Consider the following 19,015-nt stretch of genomic DNA (forward strand, 5'->3'; position numbering starts at 1 on the left):
AGCTATTTTTTTATCAATCTACTTTGTAATTCAAAGTACTTTAAACTCAAACACATGGACCATACAAACAAACCGCAACAGAACAAATTTGGAAACTGGATTAAAACATCCATAACAGCTAGAATGCTTATGGTAGGCTTCTTGGTAATCATTCTACTAATTCCGTTAGCATTTATTAATGATTTAATTTCAGAACGCTCCAGAAGGCAACAAGACGTTGTTCATGAAATTAATGACAAATGGGGAAATAATGTAATGGTTTTCGGACCTATTTTAAAACTGCCTTATAAAACCTATTCGGAAACAAAAACCTACAACGAAAAAACTAAAACCTATTTAACAGAAACCAAAACGGAAATTAACTACGCCTATATATTTCCCGAAAGTTTACAAGCAGAAGCCGATGTGAATTCTAAAACACTAAAACGCGGAAACTTTGAATCGGCTGTTTATACAACCAATATGAATTTTAGTGGTCATTATATAAAACCGCAACTCCAACTTAAAGACATCAAAGACGCTGATATAATTTGGGATAAAGCCAGCATCATTATAAAAACCTCCAATTTAAAAGGCATTAAAAACGAAGTGAATCTGAAGCTAAATGATAGCAGTTATAAATTTGAAACCAATTTTACCGATAACGCCAACCACTATGCTGGAAATTTAGACGAATTAGAATCCGGATTTTTAAAGGAAAAAGATGTTCCAAAGTCCGAAGCTATTTCATTTAGTTTTAGCATGGCCTTTAATGGCAGTCAGGATCTTCAAATTATTCCTATTGGAAAAACAACCACTATGACAATGGCATCCAATTGGGCTGACCCCAGTTTTATTGGTAATTTCCTACCTAATGATGAAACGAAGGCCATTTCAAAAGACGGTTTTGAAGCGCAATGGAAAATACTTCATATTAATCGTGCTTTTTCGCAACAGTATTTAAACCAAGTTCCAAATTTGAACCAATATGCGTTTGGCACCAAATTTATGGTCATGGTAGATGAGTACCAAAAAAGTGAACGTTCTGCCAAGTATGGGTTTTTAGTAATTGGATTAACGTTTTTAGTATTCTTCTTAATTCAAACATTAAGCAAAATAAGCATCCATCCGTTTCAATATTTAATGATTGGCTTGGCATTAACCATGTTCTACACATTATTAGTATCTATTTCAGAACACAGCAACTTTTTAAAAGCCTATTTAGTTGCAGGTATTTCGGTTATTATGCTGATTACTATCTATTCAAAATCCATATTAAAAACCATGAAGTTCCCCTTATTTATTGGTTTATCCCTAACGGCTTTATACACGTTTATATATGTGATTATTCAATTAGAAAATTACGCGCTTTTAGTTGGCAGTATTGGGCTGTTTTTAATTTTAGCAAGCGTCATGTTTGTCTCCAGAAAAATAGATTGGAATAACGATTAAGTTTGGTTGATAGTGCTAACCTCATTCGGCATATTCAATATAAAGAATGAGGTTTTTAAAAAAAAATAACAATGAAAGGATTACAAAACTTCGGAAAAATGACCGCTTTAATTAGCTTTGGAATAGGAACGTCCATATTCACACTCTATTTATATTTTGGCGAACCTAGTTTCCCAATTCTCTTTGGATTCGTATTTATTATAGTTGCGTTCATTATAAATATAACCATCCTCACCGTATTAATTGGTTCTGCTATTTTAAACCCTAAAAATCGATTAGAATCTCTAAAAACTTGCGCCATTATGTTGTTGAATATTCCTGTCGTCATATTATATTTCTACATCATTTTCCCTTTCATATTCTAAATAATACGACTCATGAAACTACACTTCAATAGAATATATTTCTTAGGCTTCGTTATATTATTCATAATCGAAGGACTCATTGCTTACTTTTTAAAAACAGGCTTTATTCGTCATACCTTTGGCGATTTTCTCATCGTGATTCTACTCTACTGTTTTGCGAAAAGTTTTATAAATGCCAAACCAATCCCTGTCGCTTTTGCTGTGCTTTTATTCGCTTTCATAATTGAATTTTTACAACTAGGAAACCTATTAGAACATTTAAACCTACAGAACAATACCTTCGCTATACTTATTTTAGGAAGCACGTTTCATGTATCAGATTTAATAGCTTACACCTTGGGAATAGTTACTGTTTTAATTTTTGAACTTAAACTGAAGACATTATGAATACTTTAAAAACACTAGTACTAAAGCGCTTTAAAATCTTATCGCTACTCACGATTTCTATGGGGTTTAGTGTGCTTTTATTACTGATACGAATGAAAATTACACATTCCTTCTTTTTCATTTTTTTGGTGTGGAACCTGTTTTTAGCTGCAATTCCTTACGCTATCACCACATATTTAGTGAGTAAACCTAAACTTTCCAAATTCACCCTATTAATGAGTGGCATAATTTGGCTGTTGTTTCTACCAAATGCACCATATATTATTACAGATTTATTGCACTTAAAAATTAGTTCCAACAACTTATTATGGCTTGATGTTTTAATAGTCACATCATTCGCTTATAATGGGTTAATTCTATTTTTTCTTTCCCTATTCGATATGCGAAAATTACTTTTAAAACATGTAAGGAAGTCTATTGTTACATATAGTTTTCCCATTATATTTCTTTTAACAGGATTTGGAATTTATTTAGGTCGGTTTTTAAGATATAATTCTTGGGAAATACTCAATAAGCCGTTTCATCTTTTAGATGATTGCTTGAATATTTTATTACAACCAAATCATCATGCAGAAGCTTGGTTATTTACTCTAACATTTGCCGCTTTTCTGGGAATTGGTTTTAAGATGTTTTCAGCATTTCAGAAGACCATAAACAGTTAAACTTCCCGATTCTTCTCCTGAATTTTTCGCACAATATTGGCGGCCATATTTCTAGGTATAAAGCGTGGTAAGGTGCCTAAAATTTTATTAATGCCTCCAGGAATTGCAACGCATTTCCCTTTCATCATGCATTTGTATCCATAAGCAGCTACCGCTTGGGCACTCGCCATATTAAAGGTGATTTTGTTTTCAGAACAATCATTAGCAACCACTTGCTGAAATGATGTTTTGGTGGGCCCTGGACATAGGGCTGTTACCGTTACTCCAGTTCCTTTAAGTTCGTTAGAAATGGCTTCTGAAAACGATAAAATATACCCTTTGGTGGCATAATATAAACACATTAAAGGACCAGGTTGAAAGGCTGCCAATGACGACAAGTTTAATATTTTTCCGGAACCTCTTTTAACCATACCTTCCACCACTAATTTCGTTAAGTGTGTCGTGGTTAAAACATGTAAATTTAGCATTTGAGATTGGCGTTCCCAATCCACTTCATGAAACGCTCCAAAACACCCAAAACCTGCATTATTAACTAAAGCATCAATTTCTGTATTGCCTAATTCCGACATAATTTCTGAAGATATATTGATTTGACTTAAATCTTTAGCCATAATCTTCACATCAACAGAAAATAATTTTTCTATATCATGTTTTGCTTCCTCAAGCTTTTCAGAATTTATATCTACTAGAACCAGATTATAATCATCTTTGGCAAATAAAAGTGCCAATTCAAATCCCAAACCTGATGCGCCTCCAGTTATTAATGCTGTTTTAATCATACGCTTAAAAAGTTATTTTCCATCAACATAATCCTGCAGGTAAGCAAAACGCTTGGTTAATTTTCCGTCATTAGTAATCCGAGCACGTTTTAAAATACCACGTTCATCATCGTTGAAAAAAGCAGGAATTACGTGTTCCAAAAACATTTCACCAAAACCTTCACTAGCATCTTTCGGTAATTCGCAAGGCAAATTATCAACTGCCATAACGGTTATGGCATTTTTAGCATCAAAAGCCACTTCGCTTTCTGCTTTCGCATCATAACCATAAAATGGATCTGCAATAGTTGATGCTCTTAAAGTTGATGCTACAGGACCATCCACATCACAGCTAATATCAGCAACATACTTTATTTTAAAATCTGGATCCTTCGCGTCGTCTCTTGTAAATAAATACTACATTATTTTATAAAAATGACCGGCATAAAGAAATCTGTTACTTTAGCATAGCCATAAAATTACTTTCGTAACCCGTTGGGTCTTTATAAAATTCTTGCTTAAAGCCTACTTTACCATCTTTGCGTTTATTGTATTCCATAACATCGGCCAGTAATAAACAGGCTCCGAGAAGGTGCTGGTAATGTACAAAGCATCACTAACTTCTTTAATTTTTAAATGATCAAGAATTTCTTTAGCACCTTGTGCTACTTTACCAGTTCCTGTCAAAAATTTTTATGTTAGGATGTTATTTTATCTAATTTGCTTTTACAGCATCCAACAGCCAAGGTTTCCACTTTAGGCAAAGTAAATAAACCGTTACGCAAACCTAAATACGGAATCCGTTGTAAGCACCTACTAACCCGCAAACGACCAAAGCCAATAAGTCGCGATCCTGTTTGACGTACAATAGTTTCATGATCATACATAGAAATATTATTATCCAACATTGCCAAAAGAAGCTTTCATTGTACGGTGTTTTTTTAATGGTATGCGAAAAGAAGAAGTATTTTTTATTAGGTATTAAATATTCAACCGGTCTCCTTAACGCCTAACATAACATCGCAATTGCTCACATCATGGTTACGTAAATCAAGTGCTTTGTATGCTGAATCTGAAAATACGAATATCGCTAGACTCCACAATAAATTTGCTAATTTTCGTGTCGGCTAATTTTTCTTGGTGAAAATACCACACGTCTATCTGTGGATTTTTTCGTTCTTTATTATGGCAAATGAATACGCATATATTATATTTTCGTTAACCAAGCCCAATATGTTCATGAAAACGAAAAACGTTTTAATACTTGAACTGACACATGTGCCGAATATAACTTTGGCATGTCGCACGAAAATACATGGAATTCGATTGTAACAACTTTTTGGTAACTTCGCTTTCCTTTGAGAAATCTTTAAAAAATGATTTTTTTGAAATAGATTCCGAAGTAATGGGGATAAATTAAAGGATACAAAAGTAATTTTGCTGAAGAGATCCCAATTATGCTTGGGGTAATTCAATCACGCAAAAAAATTTTGTTATTTCATTAAATGGGTCGACTGGTTTTGACAGCGATCACCATTTGTAAGCACGTCGTAATGACTTTGAAACACGTAAAAGGCCAGGTCAAACTTTAAACGGCGAGAATAATACGCTTTAGCTGCGTAATCTGAATTATAGTAAGATTGTGCTAGTTCCTACTAGGTAGAAGGCTAAATGTCTCCTGAAAGTTGATTAACGGCGTTCTAATAGAGGCATCGTAAAAGTTAATATAGCATACATAGCGCTTTGATGTATGTGAAACTCAAAAAAGATAAGGTGTTAGTAGTTGTCTTTAACCAGCTAACACACGAAAACCCAAGAAAAGAATGTAGAAAGCCCTTTGATGGCTTGTTTGGACGAGGGTTCGATTCCTCCGACTCCACAATTACCCGCAACATGGTTGCGATTTTAAAAAAGCTCAACAAGTTTTGATTGAGCTTGTTGTTTAATAGCGCTTGGCTGAAAGCACAACAGGTTACGTTTACAGAATGGAGTGATTGGTAACAACGCAGTTAATCTGATATTCCATTTTAACTGTATTATTGGTTTACAGTTTAAATTTTTAAAGGATAATTTTGGGATAATTTTAACGAAAAATTGATCAAAATATTTTTTCCAAGCGATACTCCACACACTTAAATTACGTAGATCTACGTATTTCTACTTTGGGTTTAAATATCTTATATTTATAATGATAATGTAGGTATAGATACTGTCTATATCCAATTGTTGGAACATTTACTAGAAAGTTGAGAATGCTTTATTGGAAATCACACTTGTCTTTTTTTAAAATCTCTGACAAATCATATAATCATCTTTCTGAATAATCTATTAGTTTTGTGTTATTGTTTCATTAAATTAGACTGCTCTTTAAATTTTTGAATTTTTAGTTTTAAAAACTTTCTTATATGACTGCAACTGTTGAATATGATTGAATTGAACCATTTCAAACTGACTGTGTAATTTTTTAAATTTGTAAAATATCTATAACACTATGTAAACGATTATATTCTTTTACTTCATTTTCAAAATCAATTGAAATTCCTTTTAATAAAAAGATTTTAACATTTTACTCATTATCTGGTATATCTATTATATTCTATGTACAAAATACTAATTTACAGTATATTTAAAATAAAAGAAATCTTCATTTTGCGTATATCTTATTTTTTGTTTATAACTCCAAAGTTATACAACTGATTAACAGAAAGTTAGTCATTATATTTGTGTACTTATAGATAAAATGGTAAAGAAAACAAATAAGTAAAAACACTAAATTCTACAAAAGAAATGATAATGGGTCAAGAATTCATATTTCTCTCTTTATTCTTATTATTATTGGAATAGTATGCTTTTATTTATTTCATTTAAAAATAGATAATTGGGAATTTTCAAACTTTCAATTAGGGACTTATGATTTTTCTAAATTTAGTTTTTTGTCTCTTTATTTTTTACTTGACTTTTTAGAAGACAATTTAATCATTACAAAAGAATTAGATATATTAAACTTAAAGCAACTGATTTTGAATTTACCTCAAAATAAAAATACTTAAAGAATAGATAGTGAGTTGAATTTAAAATATAAAAACGTGTCCTAAAGTATAAAAAAAATGCTATTTTTTAGGGCTTGCATATATCGTTGTTTTGCTAGCTTCTGATTTTCCTTGGAAAATCCTCGCACAACACGCAACTTTCCTCTACAAAAACGTTGGCAATTATGACCCGTCCTGAATAAGGCTACATAATTTTAAACATTATGTATAGAAATGACAGTAATTAGACGTTACAGTGAACCTTTAAATTAAAATTTTATTGAGCTTACCATCGGAAATAATAAAGAGCGAACTTTGTGGGCTCTACTCATTGCACCTACAACAGTGAATGTGGATTAAAAAGTACAATCGTAAAGACTTAATGAACACCAGAGTAAAAGTGGAAACAAAGACGAAATATCAAGAATTAAAACACTTCAAAAGAGATTGAACAGCTTAAGAAACTGCTACTTAAAAAGATCCGATGCTATGGTAGAAGAATCTTATCTAGAAGTAGCTGCAGAAGATCTTGTTAAATCTATTGCTGAACTAAAAGTTAAGTATAAAGCCTTAATAAGAGCTAAAGATAACGGTGGATTTGCTTTTAACGACTATAACCCATTGTTTTGGGCTTAAACGTAATATTATAAATACAAAGCTAGAGCTGATAAGCGTTTAAGACTAGAACAACAGATTCTAAACATCGTTAGAAAAAGACGCAAATCCCTTCCTAGAGAAGGTGTTGTAAACTTATTAAATCTTAGATGTAGATTTTACTAAAGCCAATATTAAAATCGGTAGAGACACTTTTTCAATGTGCTTAAAACACCAAATGCTGACATTTTAAAGAAACTAGTGCTAGAACTACGAACTTTATCATCGATTTTATAAATATAACAACATCATAAAGACGTAGAAATCAATAGGTTAACCAAGTTTGGGTTAGTGACATAACTTATATTAGAACCCTAAAGGCTTTGTTATCTGGCTTTTTAATAACAGACATGCACTCCAGGAAAATAGTTGGTTATGATATTAGTGATAGCTTGGAATTAAAAGGATGTGAGAGCGCTTAATAAGGCAATTTATCAAGCTAAAAGCATTAAACAATTTATTCATCATTCAGACAGAGGAATACAGTATTGTAGCAATGTATACACAAATACTCAAAAGAAAAAGATAAATATCAGTACAGACTGAAGAAAATCATTGTTACGAGAATGCCATGGCTGAACGTGTAAACGGCATCCTAAAAGATGAGTTTTATCTCGATCAGACCTTTGATAACGACACATGCCAAAAGAGCTGCAAAAATGCAATTAATTTATACAACGAAGTAAGATTACATTTATCTTTAGACTATAAAACACCTAATATGGTATATAAATTATCAGCTTAATCAATTTTAATCGGCCATATTTTGGACAAGACATTAAAACCAATCTGAATGAAAAAATTATATTTTTTTTGATATTATCTCAAAATTATATTGTAGCTCAAAATGACGAAAAAATCTTTATTAAATGTAAGTTTCGAGAAGTTTAAAAAATTATTGATGAAACCGAATCTGATTCTTTAATTGTAAGAGGTAACGGAATACAAGATTTAGGTAGATTTATTAATGATAAGGATATTTCAAAATTTATTATAAATCATCAATTTACGCATTTAAAATGTATAGACGAAGAAACAAATTTATATGAAGCGTATAAAGAACGAGGTAGGAGTTTGGGTTATCTGAAAGAATATAATTTAGCTTTACGTGATTTCACTAAAGCAACTGAATATATGAATCTGACCAATTTTTTATTTAAAAGATTAACTAAAGAAAGTATTGAAGATAATTATGGAGCCATTTCTGATTTCAAAGCAGAATCATTATCGGAGGACAATGAATTTAAAAGTAAAGTTAATTAACAAAAATTACCCATAATCAAATGTTTGTTGGGATAACTGACGAAATTTGAAAATTTAAATAAAGCTAATTACCAAAAATGCTAGCCTATTTCATTAGAGGTAAATATTTTATCTTATTTGAAGAAAAAGCAAAAAGGGTGTTTAGATTTGAGCAGGTCAAATGAATTAAGTTATCCTTAGCAATTGATGCTATAAAAGAAAATTGTAAATTTAAAGAATAAATAACTACTTACAACAAAGTACTGGGTAAAACCTGTCTGCCGACAGGCAGGCAAGTAAAACTCATTAACTTTTCACCAAAGTACTTTATAAGTATCGTCATATATTAATCCTGATTTGGCAATTGCAATAGCCTGTTTTAACAGCTTATTACATCCTGCAATTAATACTAAATTTTTGCTCTTCCCTTGACAACTATTCATCCATAAATCTCCTGCATGCCTTGTTGTACCTGCCTGCCTGCAGGTTTACAAAATTGGAATCATTGGGAACAACGCATTTAATCTGACTACTTTTCCTTACAAACGAAAGTTCAAACAGAAAACAAATTATATTTTTATAATTTAGATAATTCAAATCTTAATTAACCAATACATCATAACTTTGTTAAAAACTATGAACACAAAATAGCTTTCCTTCTACTATTTTCTATTTTACTTTGTAACTGTGCTTCTAGAAAAACAAAGATGCTGTTTTATTTAAAATCTGCAGATACTCAAACAGCAATGCAGCCGGCGTTAAATGTTTTTGAACCTAAAATTTCAAAGCTGCAAAAATCCGGTGGTGATTTTTGTGCATGGTGGCTATTGGACAGAAGGTGACAAAACACTTACGATTTTAGGAAGAAATTTTGCCAAAGTGATGTTGTAATTGCTGGCTATACGTTAAGTCCGAATGCTAATTATGATTCGATGGCTAAAGAAATTGCACAAGCAGTTAACTGGACTGTAAAAATATTGAAAAATATAAAGGTGATCCTGAAACAAATTTATGTCATGGGTCATAGTGCTGGAGGTCATTTAATTGCTTTAATTGCTACAAATCCAAAATATTTAGAAAATAAGAATGTGCTTAAAGGTGTTATTTAAATGATGCCGCTGGTTTAGATATGAAAATACATTTAGATAAAACCCACCAACAAGCGAACATCATTATGATGTAACTTGGACTAAAGATCCAGCAAACTGGAAAGACGCTTCTCCTATTTATTTTATGGATGAAAACATGCCTCCTTTTTAATTTATGTAGGCGAAAAACCTATAATTAATCATTTCAAAGCTTTTGTTGCAAAAATTAAAAACCTATCAACCAGATATAGAACCCATTTTCTTAAATGAACATGTACCAATGATGTCACAATTTATTTTTCCTTGAATAAGAGGTATGATGAATTTTGCAATTTATTACATCAGATAAATAAGGAATTCACCAACAACAATCAAATCAAATACACCACATTCCCATTCCCACAATAGCAGTTATACACCCTAAAATAAAATTCATTTAGTCGCTATAAAGTCAGTTTGTGTTCATTTTATCAGCAATAGTGGCATAAACGGAATACAAAATAAAGGAACCAACCGTGGAGCCAATGGAAAAATAGAAACTATTGAGAAACGAATACCAAAATAGTCTAACCCGATTAATAACGATATGGATGTAAAGTAAAATGGAATGGCAACCATATTTAATGAGGACATAACGATGCCGTAAAAATACGCTCGGGCTAATTTCTACCTTCTTTTTTTGATTCTTTTTAGTAACATGAAGTCTGAAAAAATTAACAGATAACAACAATAAATTCTGCACCTACTTTTGAATAGTAGTAATGTATTGGGAATTCTCCATCAAAATACTTGATAAATACGCACCAATATTCGCTTGAAAAACAAAACCGTAGCATAACTCCAATAAATAGTAAGCCGCTGGCACTTTAAACTGAATTTAACAACGGTTAGATTAAAAACTGGGGACAATCTTCCCATTATAGCAATAATAAATCCAAAAGCAGGTAAAAAGATCATAGTTTTTCTAGGCTCAAATAAACAATTTAAGGCTATAACCTATTGCTGTGTATCATTTTAGTTTAACTCATAAACATTCTCGAGTAGCACGTTTATTACCCATTATTTACAACCGTTTAAGATGTTTTTGTTAACTTGTTCCGTAATAAGAAACCAAAACCTGCACACTAAAACATTTAAATGGCCATTGAGAATATTCCAGAAATCTATATTACAAAAAATAAAAGACCAGACTTGTTTGTCTATGATTTTAAAATGAAATGATGTTGTTAAAAGTAAAGTCAATTGGGGATGCATATGTTTAGCTTTTACAAGTTGGTAAAGCAAGTTCACTTTGCAGGAACAACAGTTGCCGTAAATAAAGACCAGTCCCTATTACTAAAAAAGGGCAATTGGCTTGGACGGAGTTATTAGAAACGGAAGCCAAATATTACTGTAAGCTCTTCTTTTTTCTGAAGAAAAACTCAAAGAATTTCTAGAAAACATACAGCAAACAATCACGCAGTTTCAGACGACATTCTTACTTTCTTATTAGAATGATTCCTATATTACATCTACTCTAAACTCATTACCACCATTAGGCAAGCACCACCATTTTTATGGAGAATTACTTTCTGTAAAATTTGAAGAATTAATGCTGTATCTTTGGTAAGAAATATGGTAGAATTTGAGCGATATCTGCAATCGTTGATTGTTAAAGAAACCGCTCCTTTTAAAAAATTATTGAAAGTAAAATACATTCTATTTAAAGTTAGAAGAAATTGCATTTTTATGTCATATGAGTTTATCCACGTTTAAACGCCATTTTATTAAAGAATACAACGTATCTCCCGCAAGTGGTTCCATGACAAACGCCTTTTAAAAGGAAGACACTTTAGAGCAAGGCCATTTAAACCATCAGATATATTTAGAATTTGGTTATAATAACCTATCTAACTTAGTATCGCCCAAGAACAAATTCGATTTAGCCCAAAGGAAACGGCTCAATAAGAGCACGTATTCAATTTTGACCTTTTTCATAATTTATTGGACCTTTTTGCAAGTCAATAGAAACTCGCGCTGTATATTTGCATCAGATTAATAACAGTGCGCTAAAACAAAATATTATGAACATTACATTAGCACAAGCAGAAAAAGCAATTAATGCAGCAAACAAAATCGACAGCATTGACACAAAATGAATATTGCTATTGTAGATGCCGGCGCAAATTTGGTAGCATTTGGTAGAATGGATGGTGCCTGGTTAGGCTCATTAGACATCTCTATTAAAAAAGCAAAAACAGCCCGTTTTTTTGATATGAATACGGGAATTGTTGGTGAATTATCGCAACCAGGACAACCGTTATATAATATTGAGCATTCCAACAATGGACTAATTACGTTTCCAGGAGGTATCCCAATTAAAAACGCATCAGGCGAAATTATTGGCGCTATTGGTGTTAGTGGAAGTTCAGTGGAAAATGATCATGCCGTTGCAGAAGCGGGAGCGTCAGCCATCTAATAACTTACTAGTTAATAATAAAGAGGCTGTTTAAAAAGTAATTATCCTTTGTCAAACTGCGCGTAGCCCAAGTTTTAATGTTTTGAAAACCGAAGCATTTCCGCTACGCTCAATGTGACATTCAGCGTAGGATTTGACTTTTAGTACAGCCTCTTTTTCTTTTTTACAACTGAAATATAAAACACATTGCCAAACTTTTAGGCACGTTGATTATTGTCTTTTCTAGTATAGGCGCTATACATGTAAATCCACAAATGAATAGCAGTTTAGGGTTCGTTCAAATTTCCTTGGCTTTTAGTAGTATTGTAAATTCTCTGGTGTGTTTTTTTGAAATATTCTTAAGGTTTAAAACAAAATACAGCGCCAACTTTGGGCGCTATTTTAATGAGTCTAATGTGGAATTCATTACACAAAACAGCTATAAATTAAACATGAAGAATAGACACTGCTAAAAAAGTGAAATTCGCATTGCCTTTTCATCTCATAAAAAAGAACTACCTTTTTACACGCAAACTTTTAAATGTCTTATAAATGAAATTAACAAACAGCATTATTTTCATATAATCCGCAAGCGATGAAAACAATCAGTATGATATATATATTATTTTTCGCGGTTCTTTTTGTTTGCGAAAAAGATTCAGATGATAAGTATATTTTTTTCTTACACAATCGCTTTTTAGAAGATCACGAATTACAAGACGAACATCCTGAATACGGACGGACAGAATACACCGAAATTATTTCGGTATTTAAAGAAAACGGATTTCAAGTCATAAGTGAAAAGCGACAAGGCAATGTGAATGCTAGAGCGTATGCTATGAGAATGGTATCTCAAATTGATAGCCTAATTAAAACGGGCATTGAACCTCATAAAATAACAGTTGTTGGCACATCCAAAGGTGGATATATTGCACAGTATGTTTCTACCTTGGCAAATAATCCCGATTTGAATTTTGTGTTTATAGCGAGTTTTAGGGATACTGATATTCAAAATATTCCCGAAATAAACTACTGTGGAAATATTCTAACTATTTATGAAAAATCGGATCCCTATGGTGTTTCGGCAATAGCACGGAAGGAAAGCTCAACTTGCAAAATCAAAAATTTTAAAGAAATTGAACTCAATACCAAAATGGGACATGGCTTTTTATTTAAACCGCTCAACGCTTGGATGAAACCCACGATGATGTGGGCCAATGGAAATTATAATGAGCAATGAAACCCACAATATTTTAAATACAACAACTATACTCCAAAACCTGTAGATTTAATTTAAAATAATAATTTATAGTTTCAATTTTAAAGTATCTTTAGTGATATGGAAAAATTAAAAAAAGCATTCAGAATAGTTCTATACATTCTTGCAATTTTTATTATGCTATGCTCTATGCTTTCCATATTTAGGAATTCGGAAATTCGCTATTTAAAAATGCTTGACTTTCCACGGATCCAACTTTTTATAATTTCTTTAGCAACAATCTTAATTCTTTTAATTTTCATTCGGAAAAGAAGCTGGTTTAAAAACATATTGTTTTCGGGATTATTAATTGGTATACTAATTAATGGTTATTTTTTAATAAACTACACGCATTTAGTACCTGTAGAGGTCCCATCCGCGGAAGCACCATTTAATCCAAGCAACGAATTAAGCATGATAATAGCAAATGTTAAAATGTCCAATAAAAATGTGCAACCGTTAATGGATTTAATTTCTGAAAAGAACCCTGATTTAATACTCGCCATGGAAACAGACCAATGGTGGAGTAATAAATTAAATGTTCTGACTGCTAATTATCCCTACTTCCAACAAAGCACAAATAAAGTTGCGTATGGTATGGTTTTATACAGTAAACTACCTTTAAATATGATAGACGTAACGTATTTAAACAATAAAAAAGTGCCTTCATTTGAAAGTACCATTACCCTGAAAAACAATCAAGAAATTAGTTTACATTGTCTTCATCCAGTTCCACCAACACACTATAAAGACTTACCAGACAATGCCAATCAAGATGAAAATGCTATGAAAAAATTAGGGAAGCATATTCAAGATCGAAAACACCCAACTATAGTGGCTGGCGATTTAAATGATGTGGTTTGGTCCTATGTTGATGAATTAACGAACACCAAAAACATACTTTTTGACCTTAGGGTTGGCAGAGGGTTTTTTAATAGTTTTAGCGCGGAAAACATGTTTATGCGTTGGCCACTAGACCATGTTTTTGTTACAGAAGAATTTCGTCTAAAAAAACTAGAACGCTTATCTAAAATAGGTTCAGACCATTTTCCTATTTATGTGGAATTAGCACTAAAAAATTAGCTAAAGCGATGAAAGGAATATTCAATATTTACATAATAGTATTAATTGCTGTTTCAATGCTCTCGTGCAATTCAAAAAAAGAAACTTCAAGTCCGGAAACAGCATCTAAATTTTATACCGATTCCATTTTCAGTTCACAATTAGCTGAAAACAGAAAACATAATGTATACTTACCAACGGGTTTTAATAGGGAAACAAAATATCCTATTATTTATGCTACAGATGGCAGCAATACTATTGAGAATAGCTTTTATAAATTGTTATTAGATTCGCTCATAGACAATCAAATTATGAAACCTGTTATATTAATTGCAAGCCATTCTAATAGTAAAATTGCGGATAGCACAAGTAGTGCAACTGGCGATGGAAAAAAGGTATATCTGCAATACCGGAATTTTGAATATGTGAATAGACAACCAACTAGACCTGAAGATTCCTTACTCGTAAATAGATTTAGAAACCACATAATCTATTTTAAAGATGAATTAATATCCCATGTTGAAAATGAATTTAATCAAAAAATTGATAAAACGGACCGCTACTTTTATGGTGTATCAAATGGCGCTGGTTTTGGGTTAAGTTTACTACATGCGTATCCAGATAAAATAGGAACCTATATTTGTTTATCTACTTTTGGCGGAAACATTCAAAATAATCTTTGGAAATCTAACGTTGCTTATCCTGATTTATATTTACAATACGGAAGTGACGAACCATGGTTTTTGAAAGAAGAAGCCGATTTTTTGAAGTCAACATACGCCGAACTTAACCTACATGCCGAAATTAAAGAATTTAATGATGGTCATGACTATAATAAATGGCAGGAAGCTTTTACTGAAACTATTATAACATTATTTAAAATATAATCCTCTTGCAAACAACCATTTTAAATTGGTTAGCGTTTTTTTCTATATGCTACGAGTTTAATTGGGCACAACAACCGCATGTCCTTCATGCTCCCATTTGGTAATACCGCCTTTAAAATCATAAATTTTGGTAAAGCCAGCATCCAGCATTTTTTCGGCACATTCCGCACTTCTACCGCCGGATTTACAATATAGAATAACCGGTTTATCTTTATCTAGCTTTAAAATATCTTCATCGAAGGTTTCGGATAAGAAATCAATATTTTGAAAATTAGCAATATAACCTTCAGCATATTCTTCCGGTGTACGAACATCAATTAGTTGCACATCATCAAGATCTAAAAGCATCTGCATTTCTTCTGTTGTAACTACCTGAATGGCATCGTTTTTAGACGATTGCTGGCAACTAGCAATACTTAAAACCAGTATTAACAAAGCTATTCCAAATATATTTTTCATAATTTTTTATTCTATGGTTCAATGACTTCACCTGTCCATTCCGTAAAACCACCCATTAAATTATAAGCGTTTTCAATTCCTAATTGATTCATAATTGCACAAGCTTGCGCACTACGTCCTCCCGATCTACAATAGATATAATAATTTTTTGAAGCGTCTAAAGTTTGGATTTTCTCCATAAATACCTGACTCTGAAAAATATCCAATTGTTCAGCATTAGGAATCATGCCTTCCGCTACTTCTTCATCTGTACGAACATCTATAATAACGGCTTCAGGATCTTTTTCTAATTGCTCACGCCAAGCGGCTTGTGTTAAATCTGACATATTAATTTTAATTTCTTCAAAATTACTACTTATTCATTAATAGACGAAAAAAAATCCGAAATGTTACGTTCCGGATTTCTTAATCTTTTCCAATGGTTCTGCCAAATGCTATAATTCACAGAAAACAATTTAATTTCATTACACCTTTATCGTACAACCAATGGCACGTGTATGTGTTTCTTTAATGGTTTTTCCTGCCAACAAAGCATCCACAGCATTTTCAACATATTTCTGATTCACTGCATTGGCATCTTGATAATTATCATCAATAGCACCAATATATTTTACCTGATTGCCATTGGCTGTTTTTTCCAAAATATAGACATGAGGCGTTTTCGTAGCCCCATATTGTGGATAAATTTTCTGTCCTTTATCCATTAAATATGGAAATGTAAAACCTTTGGCTTTGGCTCTAGCTCTCATTGCTTCCATGCTATCCCCTTTTTGAACATCAGGGTTATTGGGCATAATAGCAATAACTGGATATCCTTTTGATGCATATTTTTTATCCAATGCAGTAATACGGTCTTCATAAGCCACTGAATATGGACACGTATTACATGTGAAAATCACGATAAAACCCTTGGCGTCTGTGTAGTCTTTTAAAGAAACCATATTGCCATCTATATTCTCTAAGCTAAAATCCGTTGCTATATCACCTACTTTGTAACCCGCATCTTCTGTTTTTACGGTAAAAGCAAAAAAGGAGATTACTGCTAACAGCACAAATGTTGTTTTAAGTGTTTTCATTATTATTATTTTAAAAATTTATTAAGTTCTATTTGTAATTCTTGATAGGTGAAAGTTTGCTCATAAAAAGCTCTTTTATCCTTATTGTAAATAAGTGTTGCGGGAATAGCACCACTCCACTCCGCACTCACTTGTGGAATCCAACTATTTGCATCCACATCATTTAAAACTAAAATATCAGACTGCAAATTATGCTTACTTATAAAGGGTTTAAGTTTGCTTTCATATTGATGTGGAAAATCTAAACTCACCAATAAAACCTTCACATTTTCAGAATGATAATCGTTTCCTAACTTTTCAAAAGCTGGTAGTTCTTTAATACAAGGCGCACACCAAGTTGCCCAAAAATTAACCACATAAACGGTATCATCCGTTTTATTTAAAAAAGGCTTTAGTCCTTCAAAGTCATAAATAGCGAGACTATCTTTAACCTCTTCAATATGTGTATTGGCATTTTGAGTTTGTTCTTTTTTAGAAATATCTTGACAACTCCAAACGATAAGCACCAAAAAACATAACATATATTTCATCTGATAAAAATACATATTTGTTTTTAATTGATTTGCTGTTTAACAAACATTTAAACGAACAGAATCCCTTTTAAATCATTTTTATTCAATAATTTTTGGTTAGTTAAATTTTCATTTTATATTTGACCTATATTAAAATACTCATGAACACAATTTTAAATCATACGTGGTGGTGGAACAATCGAAATTCAAAATTCGTGAACTAATCCTATCCGTATATTTAAATTAAACATACTTAAAAAGGCTTGTCATTCACGACAAGCCTTTTTTTTTTGAAATCATATTTATGAAAACATTTAGTCTTTACACACATTATAAAAAAATACTTGCCGATACCATTACACCTGTGGGTGTGTATCTGAAAATTCGCGATAAATTCCCGAATAGTATTTTATTGGAAAGTAGCGATTATCATGCTAACGATAATTCATTCTCTTATATCTGTTGCAATCCTATTGCGTCTATATCCGTGAAAAATGAAGAAATCACCCAAGACTTTCCTGATGGCAGCCAATTGATTCATAAAATTTCAAAAAAGAATGATGTGGTGGATAGTATTCATAAATTTACCAAGCGTTTTAAAATACATTCGGACACCGATTTTAAATTTATAAACAATGGTGTTTTTGGGTATATGGCTTATGATGCGGTTCGCTATTTTGAAGATATTTCTATCGCTAAAAAAGAAGGTCATCAAGATATTCCAGACGTTTATTATGCGGTTTATCAAAATATCATTGCCATTAACCACCATAAAAACGAAGCCTATATTTTTGCACATTGTTTTAACACGGAAACAAATATTAATGAGGTTTTACAACTCATTACCTCCCGAAACTTTGCTGCATTTAACTTTTCAACATCAGGAGAAACCACGTCCAATTTAACTGATAATGCCTATAAAGAACAAGTAGAACTCGCTAAACAACATTGCGCGCGAGGAGATGTTTTTCAGTTGGTATTATCTAAAAAATTCTCCCAAAAATTTAAAGGTGATGAGTTTAATGTATATCGTGCCTTACGAAGTATTAATCCTTCTCCTTACCTATTTTACTTTGATTATGGCGATTTTAAAATCTTTGGAAGTTCGCCAGAAGCACAATTAGTAGTAAAAGGAGATCAAGCAGAAATCCACCCCATAGCGGGAACGTTTAAACGAACGGGTAATGATGAAAAAGACGCTATTCTTGCCAAACAGCTTTCTGAAGATGATAAGGAAAATGCCGAACACGTTATGTTGGTAGATTTAGCACGAAATGATTTAAGTCGCCATGGCAGTCAGGTAAAAGTTGAAACCTACCGAGAAGTCCAGTTCTTTTCACATGTTATTCATTTGGTAAGTAAAGTTATTGGCAAAAAGCATGCAGAAACAACTACTATGCAAATGGTTGCAGATACATTTCCTGCAGGAACATTAAGTGGTGCTCCTAAACATAAAGCCATGCAACTCATTGAAAAATACGAAACAACGAGTCGTGATTTTTATGGAGGTGCTATCGGTTTTATGGATTTTCATGGTAATTTTAATCATGCCATTATGATTCGGACTTTTTTAAGTAAAAATCACGAATTACATTGGCAAGCTGGCGCAGGATTAGTGTCCAAATCAGATCCTGAAAGTGAATTACAAGAAGTATATAATAAATTAGGCGCTTTAACAAAGGCGATAGAATTGGCAACCGATATTTAA

At 32.1% G+C, this 19,015-nt stretch carries 18 protein-coding genes, 1 other RNA gene and 2 pseudogenes; 15 read left to right on the forward strand and 6 right to left on the reverse strand.

The features are described from left to right. Positions 1-54: 54 nt before the first annotated feature. From creD to ACN0QX_RS06475, 4 genes are all read left to right on the forward strand, one after another. Positions 55-1,431: a cell envelope integrity protein CreD gene (gene creD, locus ACN0QX_RS06460; protein ID WP_417195938.1), complete on the forward strand. Its 1,377-nt coding sequence runs from the start codon at positions 55-57 to the stop codon at positions 1,429-1,431. Between the two features lie 71 nt (positions 1,432-1,502). Next, positions 1,503-1,796 (forward strand): hypothetical protein, encoded by a 294-nt coding sequence (locus tag ACN0QX_RS06465; protein ID WP_417195939.1) that lies wholly within the window; start codon positions 1,503-1,505, stop codon positions 1,794-1,796. 12 nt (positions 1,797-1,808) lie between these two features. Next, positions 1,809-2,183: a DUF2809 domain-containing protein gene (locus ACN0QX_RS06470; RefSeq protein ID WP_417195940.1), complete on the forward strand. Its 375-nt coding sequence runs from the start codon at positions 1,809-1,811 to the stop codon at positions 2,181-2,183. Beyond that, a complete protein-coding gene (locus ACN0QX_RS06475) occupies positions 2,180-2,845 on the forward strand; it encodes a DUF1361 domain-containing protein (RefSeq protein WP_417195941.1) in 666 nt (221 codons plus the stop codon). The genes ACN0QX_RS06470 and ACN0QX_RS06475 overlap by 4 nt, the downstream gene beginning before the upstream one ends. On the opposite strand, the gene ACN0QX_RS06480 is transcribed toward ACN0QX_RS06475, so the two are convergent. Both ACN0QX_RS06480 and ACN0QX_RS06485 read right to left on the reverse strand, forming a co-directional pair. Then, positions 2,842-3,624 carry an SDR family NAD(P)-dependent oxidoreductase gene (locus ACN0QX_RS06480; protein ID WP_417195942.1) on the reverse strand — a complete coding sequence of 261 codons (783 nt, stop codon included), beginning with the start codon at positions 3,622-3,624 and terminating at the stop codon, positions 2,842-2,844. The genes ACN0QX_RS06475 and ACN0QX_RS06480 overlap by 4 nt on opposite strands. A 12-nt stretch (positions 3,625-3,636) precedes the next feature. After that, a pseudogene (locus tag ACN0QX_RS06485) lies at positions 3,637-4,797 on the reverse strand (NAD(P)-dependent oxidoreductase). 312 nt (positions 4,798-5,109) lie between these two features. Here ACN0QX_RS06485 and ssrA point away from each other — a divergent pair. From ssrA to ACN0QX_RS06535, 10 genes and pseudogenes are all read left to right on the forward strand, one after another. Then, positions 5,110-5,485, forward strand: a transfer-messenger RNA (tmRNA) gene (gene ssrA, locus ACN0QX_RS06490). Between the two features lie 1,594 nt (positions 5,486-7,079). After that, positions 7,080-7,268 (forward strand): hypothetical protein, encoded by a 189-nt coding sequence (locus ACN0QX_RS06495; RefSeq protein ID WP_417195943.1) that lies wholly within the window; start codon positions 7,080-7,082, stop codon positions 7,266-7,268. 547 nt (positions 7,269-7,815) lie between these two features. Continuing rightward, positions 7,816-8,031, forward strand: a complete 216-nt coding sequence (locus ACN0QX_RS06500) for an integrase core domain-containing protein (RefSeq protein ID WP_417195977.1) — start codon at positions 7,816-7,818, stop codon at positions 8,029-8,031. Between the two features lie 389 nt (positions 8,032-8,420). Beyond that, on the forward strand, positions 8,421-8,549 hold the full coding sequence (locus ACN0QX_RS06505; RefSeq protein WP_417195944.1) for a hypothetical protein: 129 nt from the start codon (positions 8,421-8,423) through the stop codon (positions 8,547-8,549). A 911-nt stretch (positions 8,550-9,460) separates the two neighbouring features. After that, positions 9,461-9,637, forward strand: a complete 177-nt coding sequence (locus ACN0QX_RS06510; protein ID WP_417195945.1) for a hypothetical protein — start codon at positions 9,461-9,463, stop codon at positions 9,635-9,637. A 1,714-nt stretch (positions 9,638-11,351) separates the two neighbouring features. Next, positions 11,352-11,435: a hypothetical protein gene (locus ACN0QX_RS06515; RefSeq protein ID WP_417195978.1), complete on the forward strand. Its 84-nt coding sequence runs from the start codon at positions 11,352-11,354 to the stop codon at positions 11,433-11,435. Between the two features lie 244 nt (positions 11,436-11,679). Continuing rightward, a pseudogene (locus tag ACN0QX_RS06520) lies at positions 11,680-12,074 on the forward strand (GlcG/HbpS family heme-binding protein). Between the two features lie 589 nt (positions 12,075-12,663). Continuing rightward, positions 12,664-13,293: an alpha/beta hydrolase gene (locus ACN0QX_RS06525; RefSeq protein WP_417195946.1), complete on the forward strand. Its 630-nt coding sequence runs from the start codon at positions 12,664-12,666 to the stop codon at positions 13,291-13,293. A gap of 210 nt (positions 13,294-13,503) precedes the next feature. Then, positions 13,504-14,394, forward strand: a complete 891-nt coding sequence (locus ACN0QX_RS06530) for an endonuclease/exonuclease/phosphatase family protein (protein WP_417195947.1) — start codon at positions 13,504-13,506, stop codon at positions 14,392-14,394. 8 nt (positions 14,395-14,402) lie between these two features. Next, positions 14,403-15,260, forward strand: coding sequence for an alpha/beta hydrolase (locus tag ACN0QX_RS06535; RefSeq protein ID WP_417195948.1), 858 nt, complete (start codon positions 14,403-14,405; stop codon positions 15,258-15,260). Positions 15,261-15,317: 57 nt separating this feature from the next. Here ACN0QX_RS06535 and ACN0QX_RS06540 read toward each other — a convergent pair whose 3' ends face one another. The 4 genes from ACN0QX_RS06540 to ACN0QX_RS06555 form a co-directional block, all read right to left on the reverse strand. Next, positions 15,318-15,719, reverse strand: a complete 402-nt coding sequence (locus tag ACN0QX_RS06540; protein WP_417195949.1) for a rhodanese-like domain-containing protein — start codon at positions 15,717-15,719, stop codon at positions 15,318-15,320. Between the two features lie 11 nt (positions 15,720-15,730). Next, positions 15,731-16,045 (reverse strand): rhodanese-like domain-containing protein, encoded by a 315-nt coding sequence (locus ACN0QX_RS06545; RefSeq protein ID WP_248395291.1) that lies wholly within the window; start codon positions 16,043-16,045, stop codon positions 15,731-15,733. A gap of 138 nt (positions 16,046-16,183) precedes the next feature. Further along, entirely contained in the window at positions 16,184-16,795 is a 612-nt protein-coding gene (locus ACN0QX_RS06550) for a thioredoxin family protein (protein WP_248395292.1), read from the reverse strand. Positions 16,796-16,800: 5 nt separating this feature from the next. Further along, positions 16,801-17,340, reverse strand: a complete 540-nt coding sequence (locus ACN0QX_RS06555; protein ID WP_417195950.1) for a TlpA disulfide reductase family protein — start codon at positions 17,338-17,340, stop codon at positions 16,801-16,803. A 271-nt stretch (positions 17,341-17,611) separates the two neighbouring features. Between ACN0QX_RS06555 and ACN0QX_RS06560 the strand changes: the two genes are divergently transcribed. Then, entirely contained in the window at positions 17,612-19,015 is a 1,404-nt protein-coding gene (locus ACN0QX_RS06560; protein ID WP_417195951.1) for an anthranilate synthase component I family protein, read from the forward strand.

It is taken from the genome of Bizionia sp., assembly GCF_048259285.1.
In the GTDB taxonomy this organism is placed as follows: Bacteria; Bacteroidota; Bacteroidia; order Flavobacteriales; family Flavobacteriaceae; genus Algorimicrobium; species Algorimicrobium hallyeonense.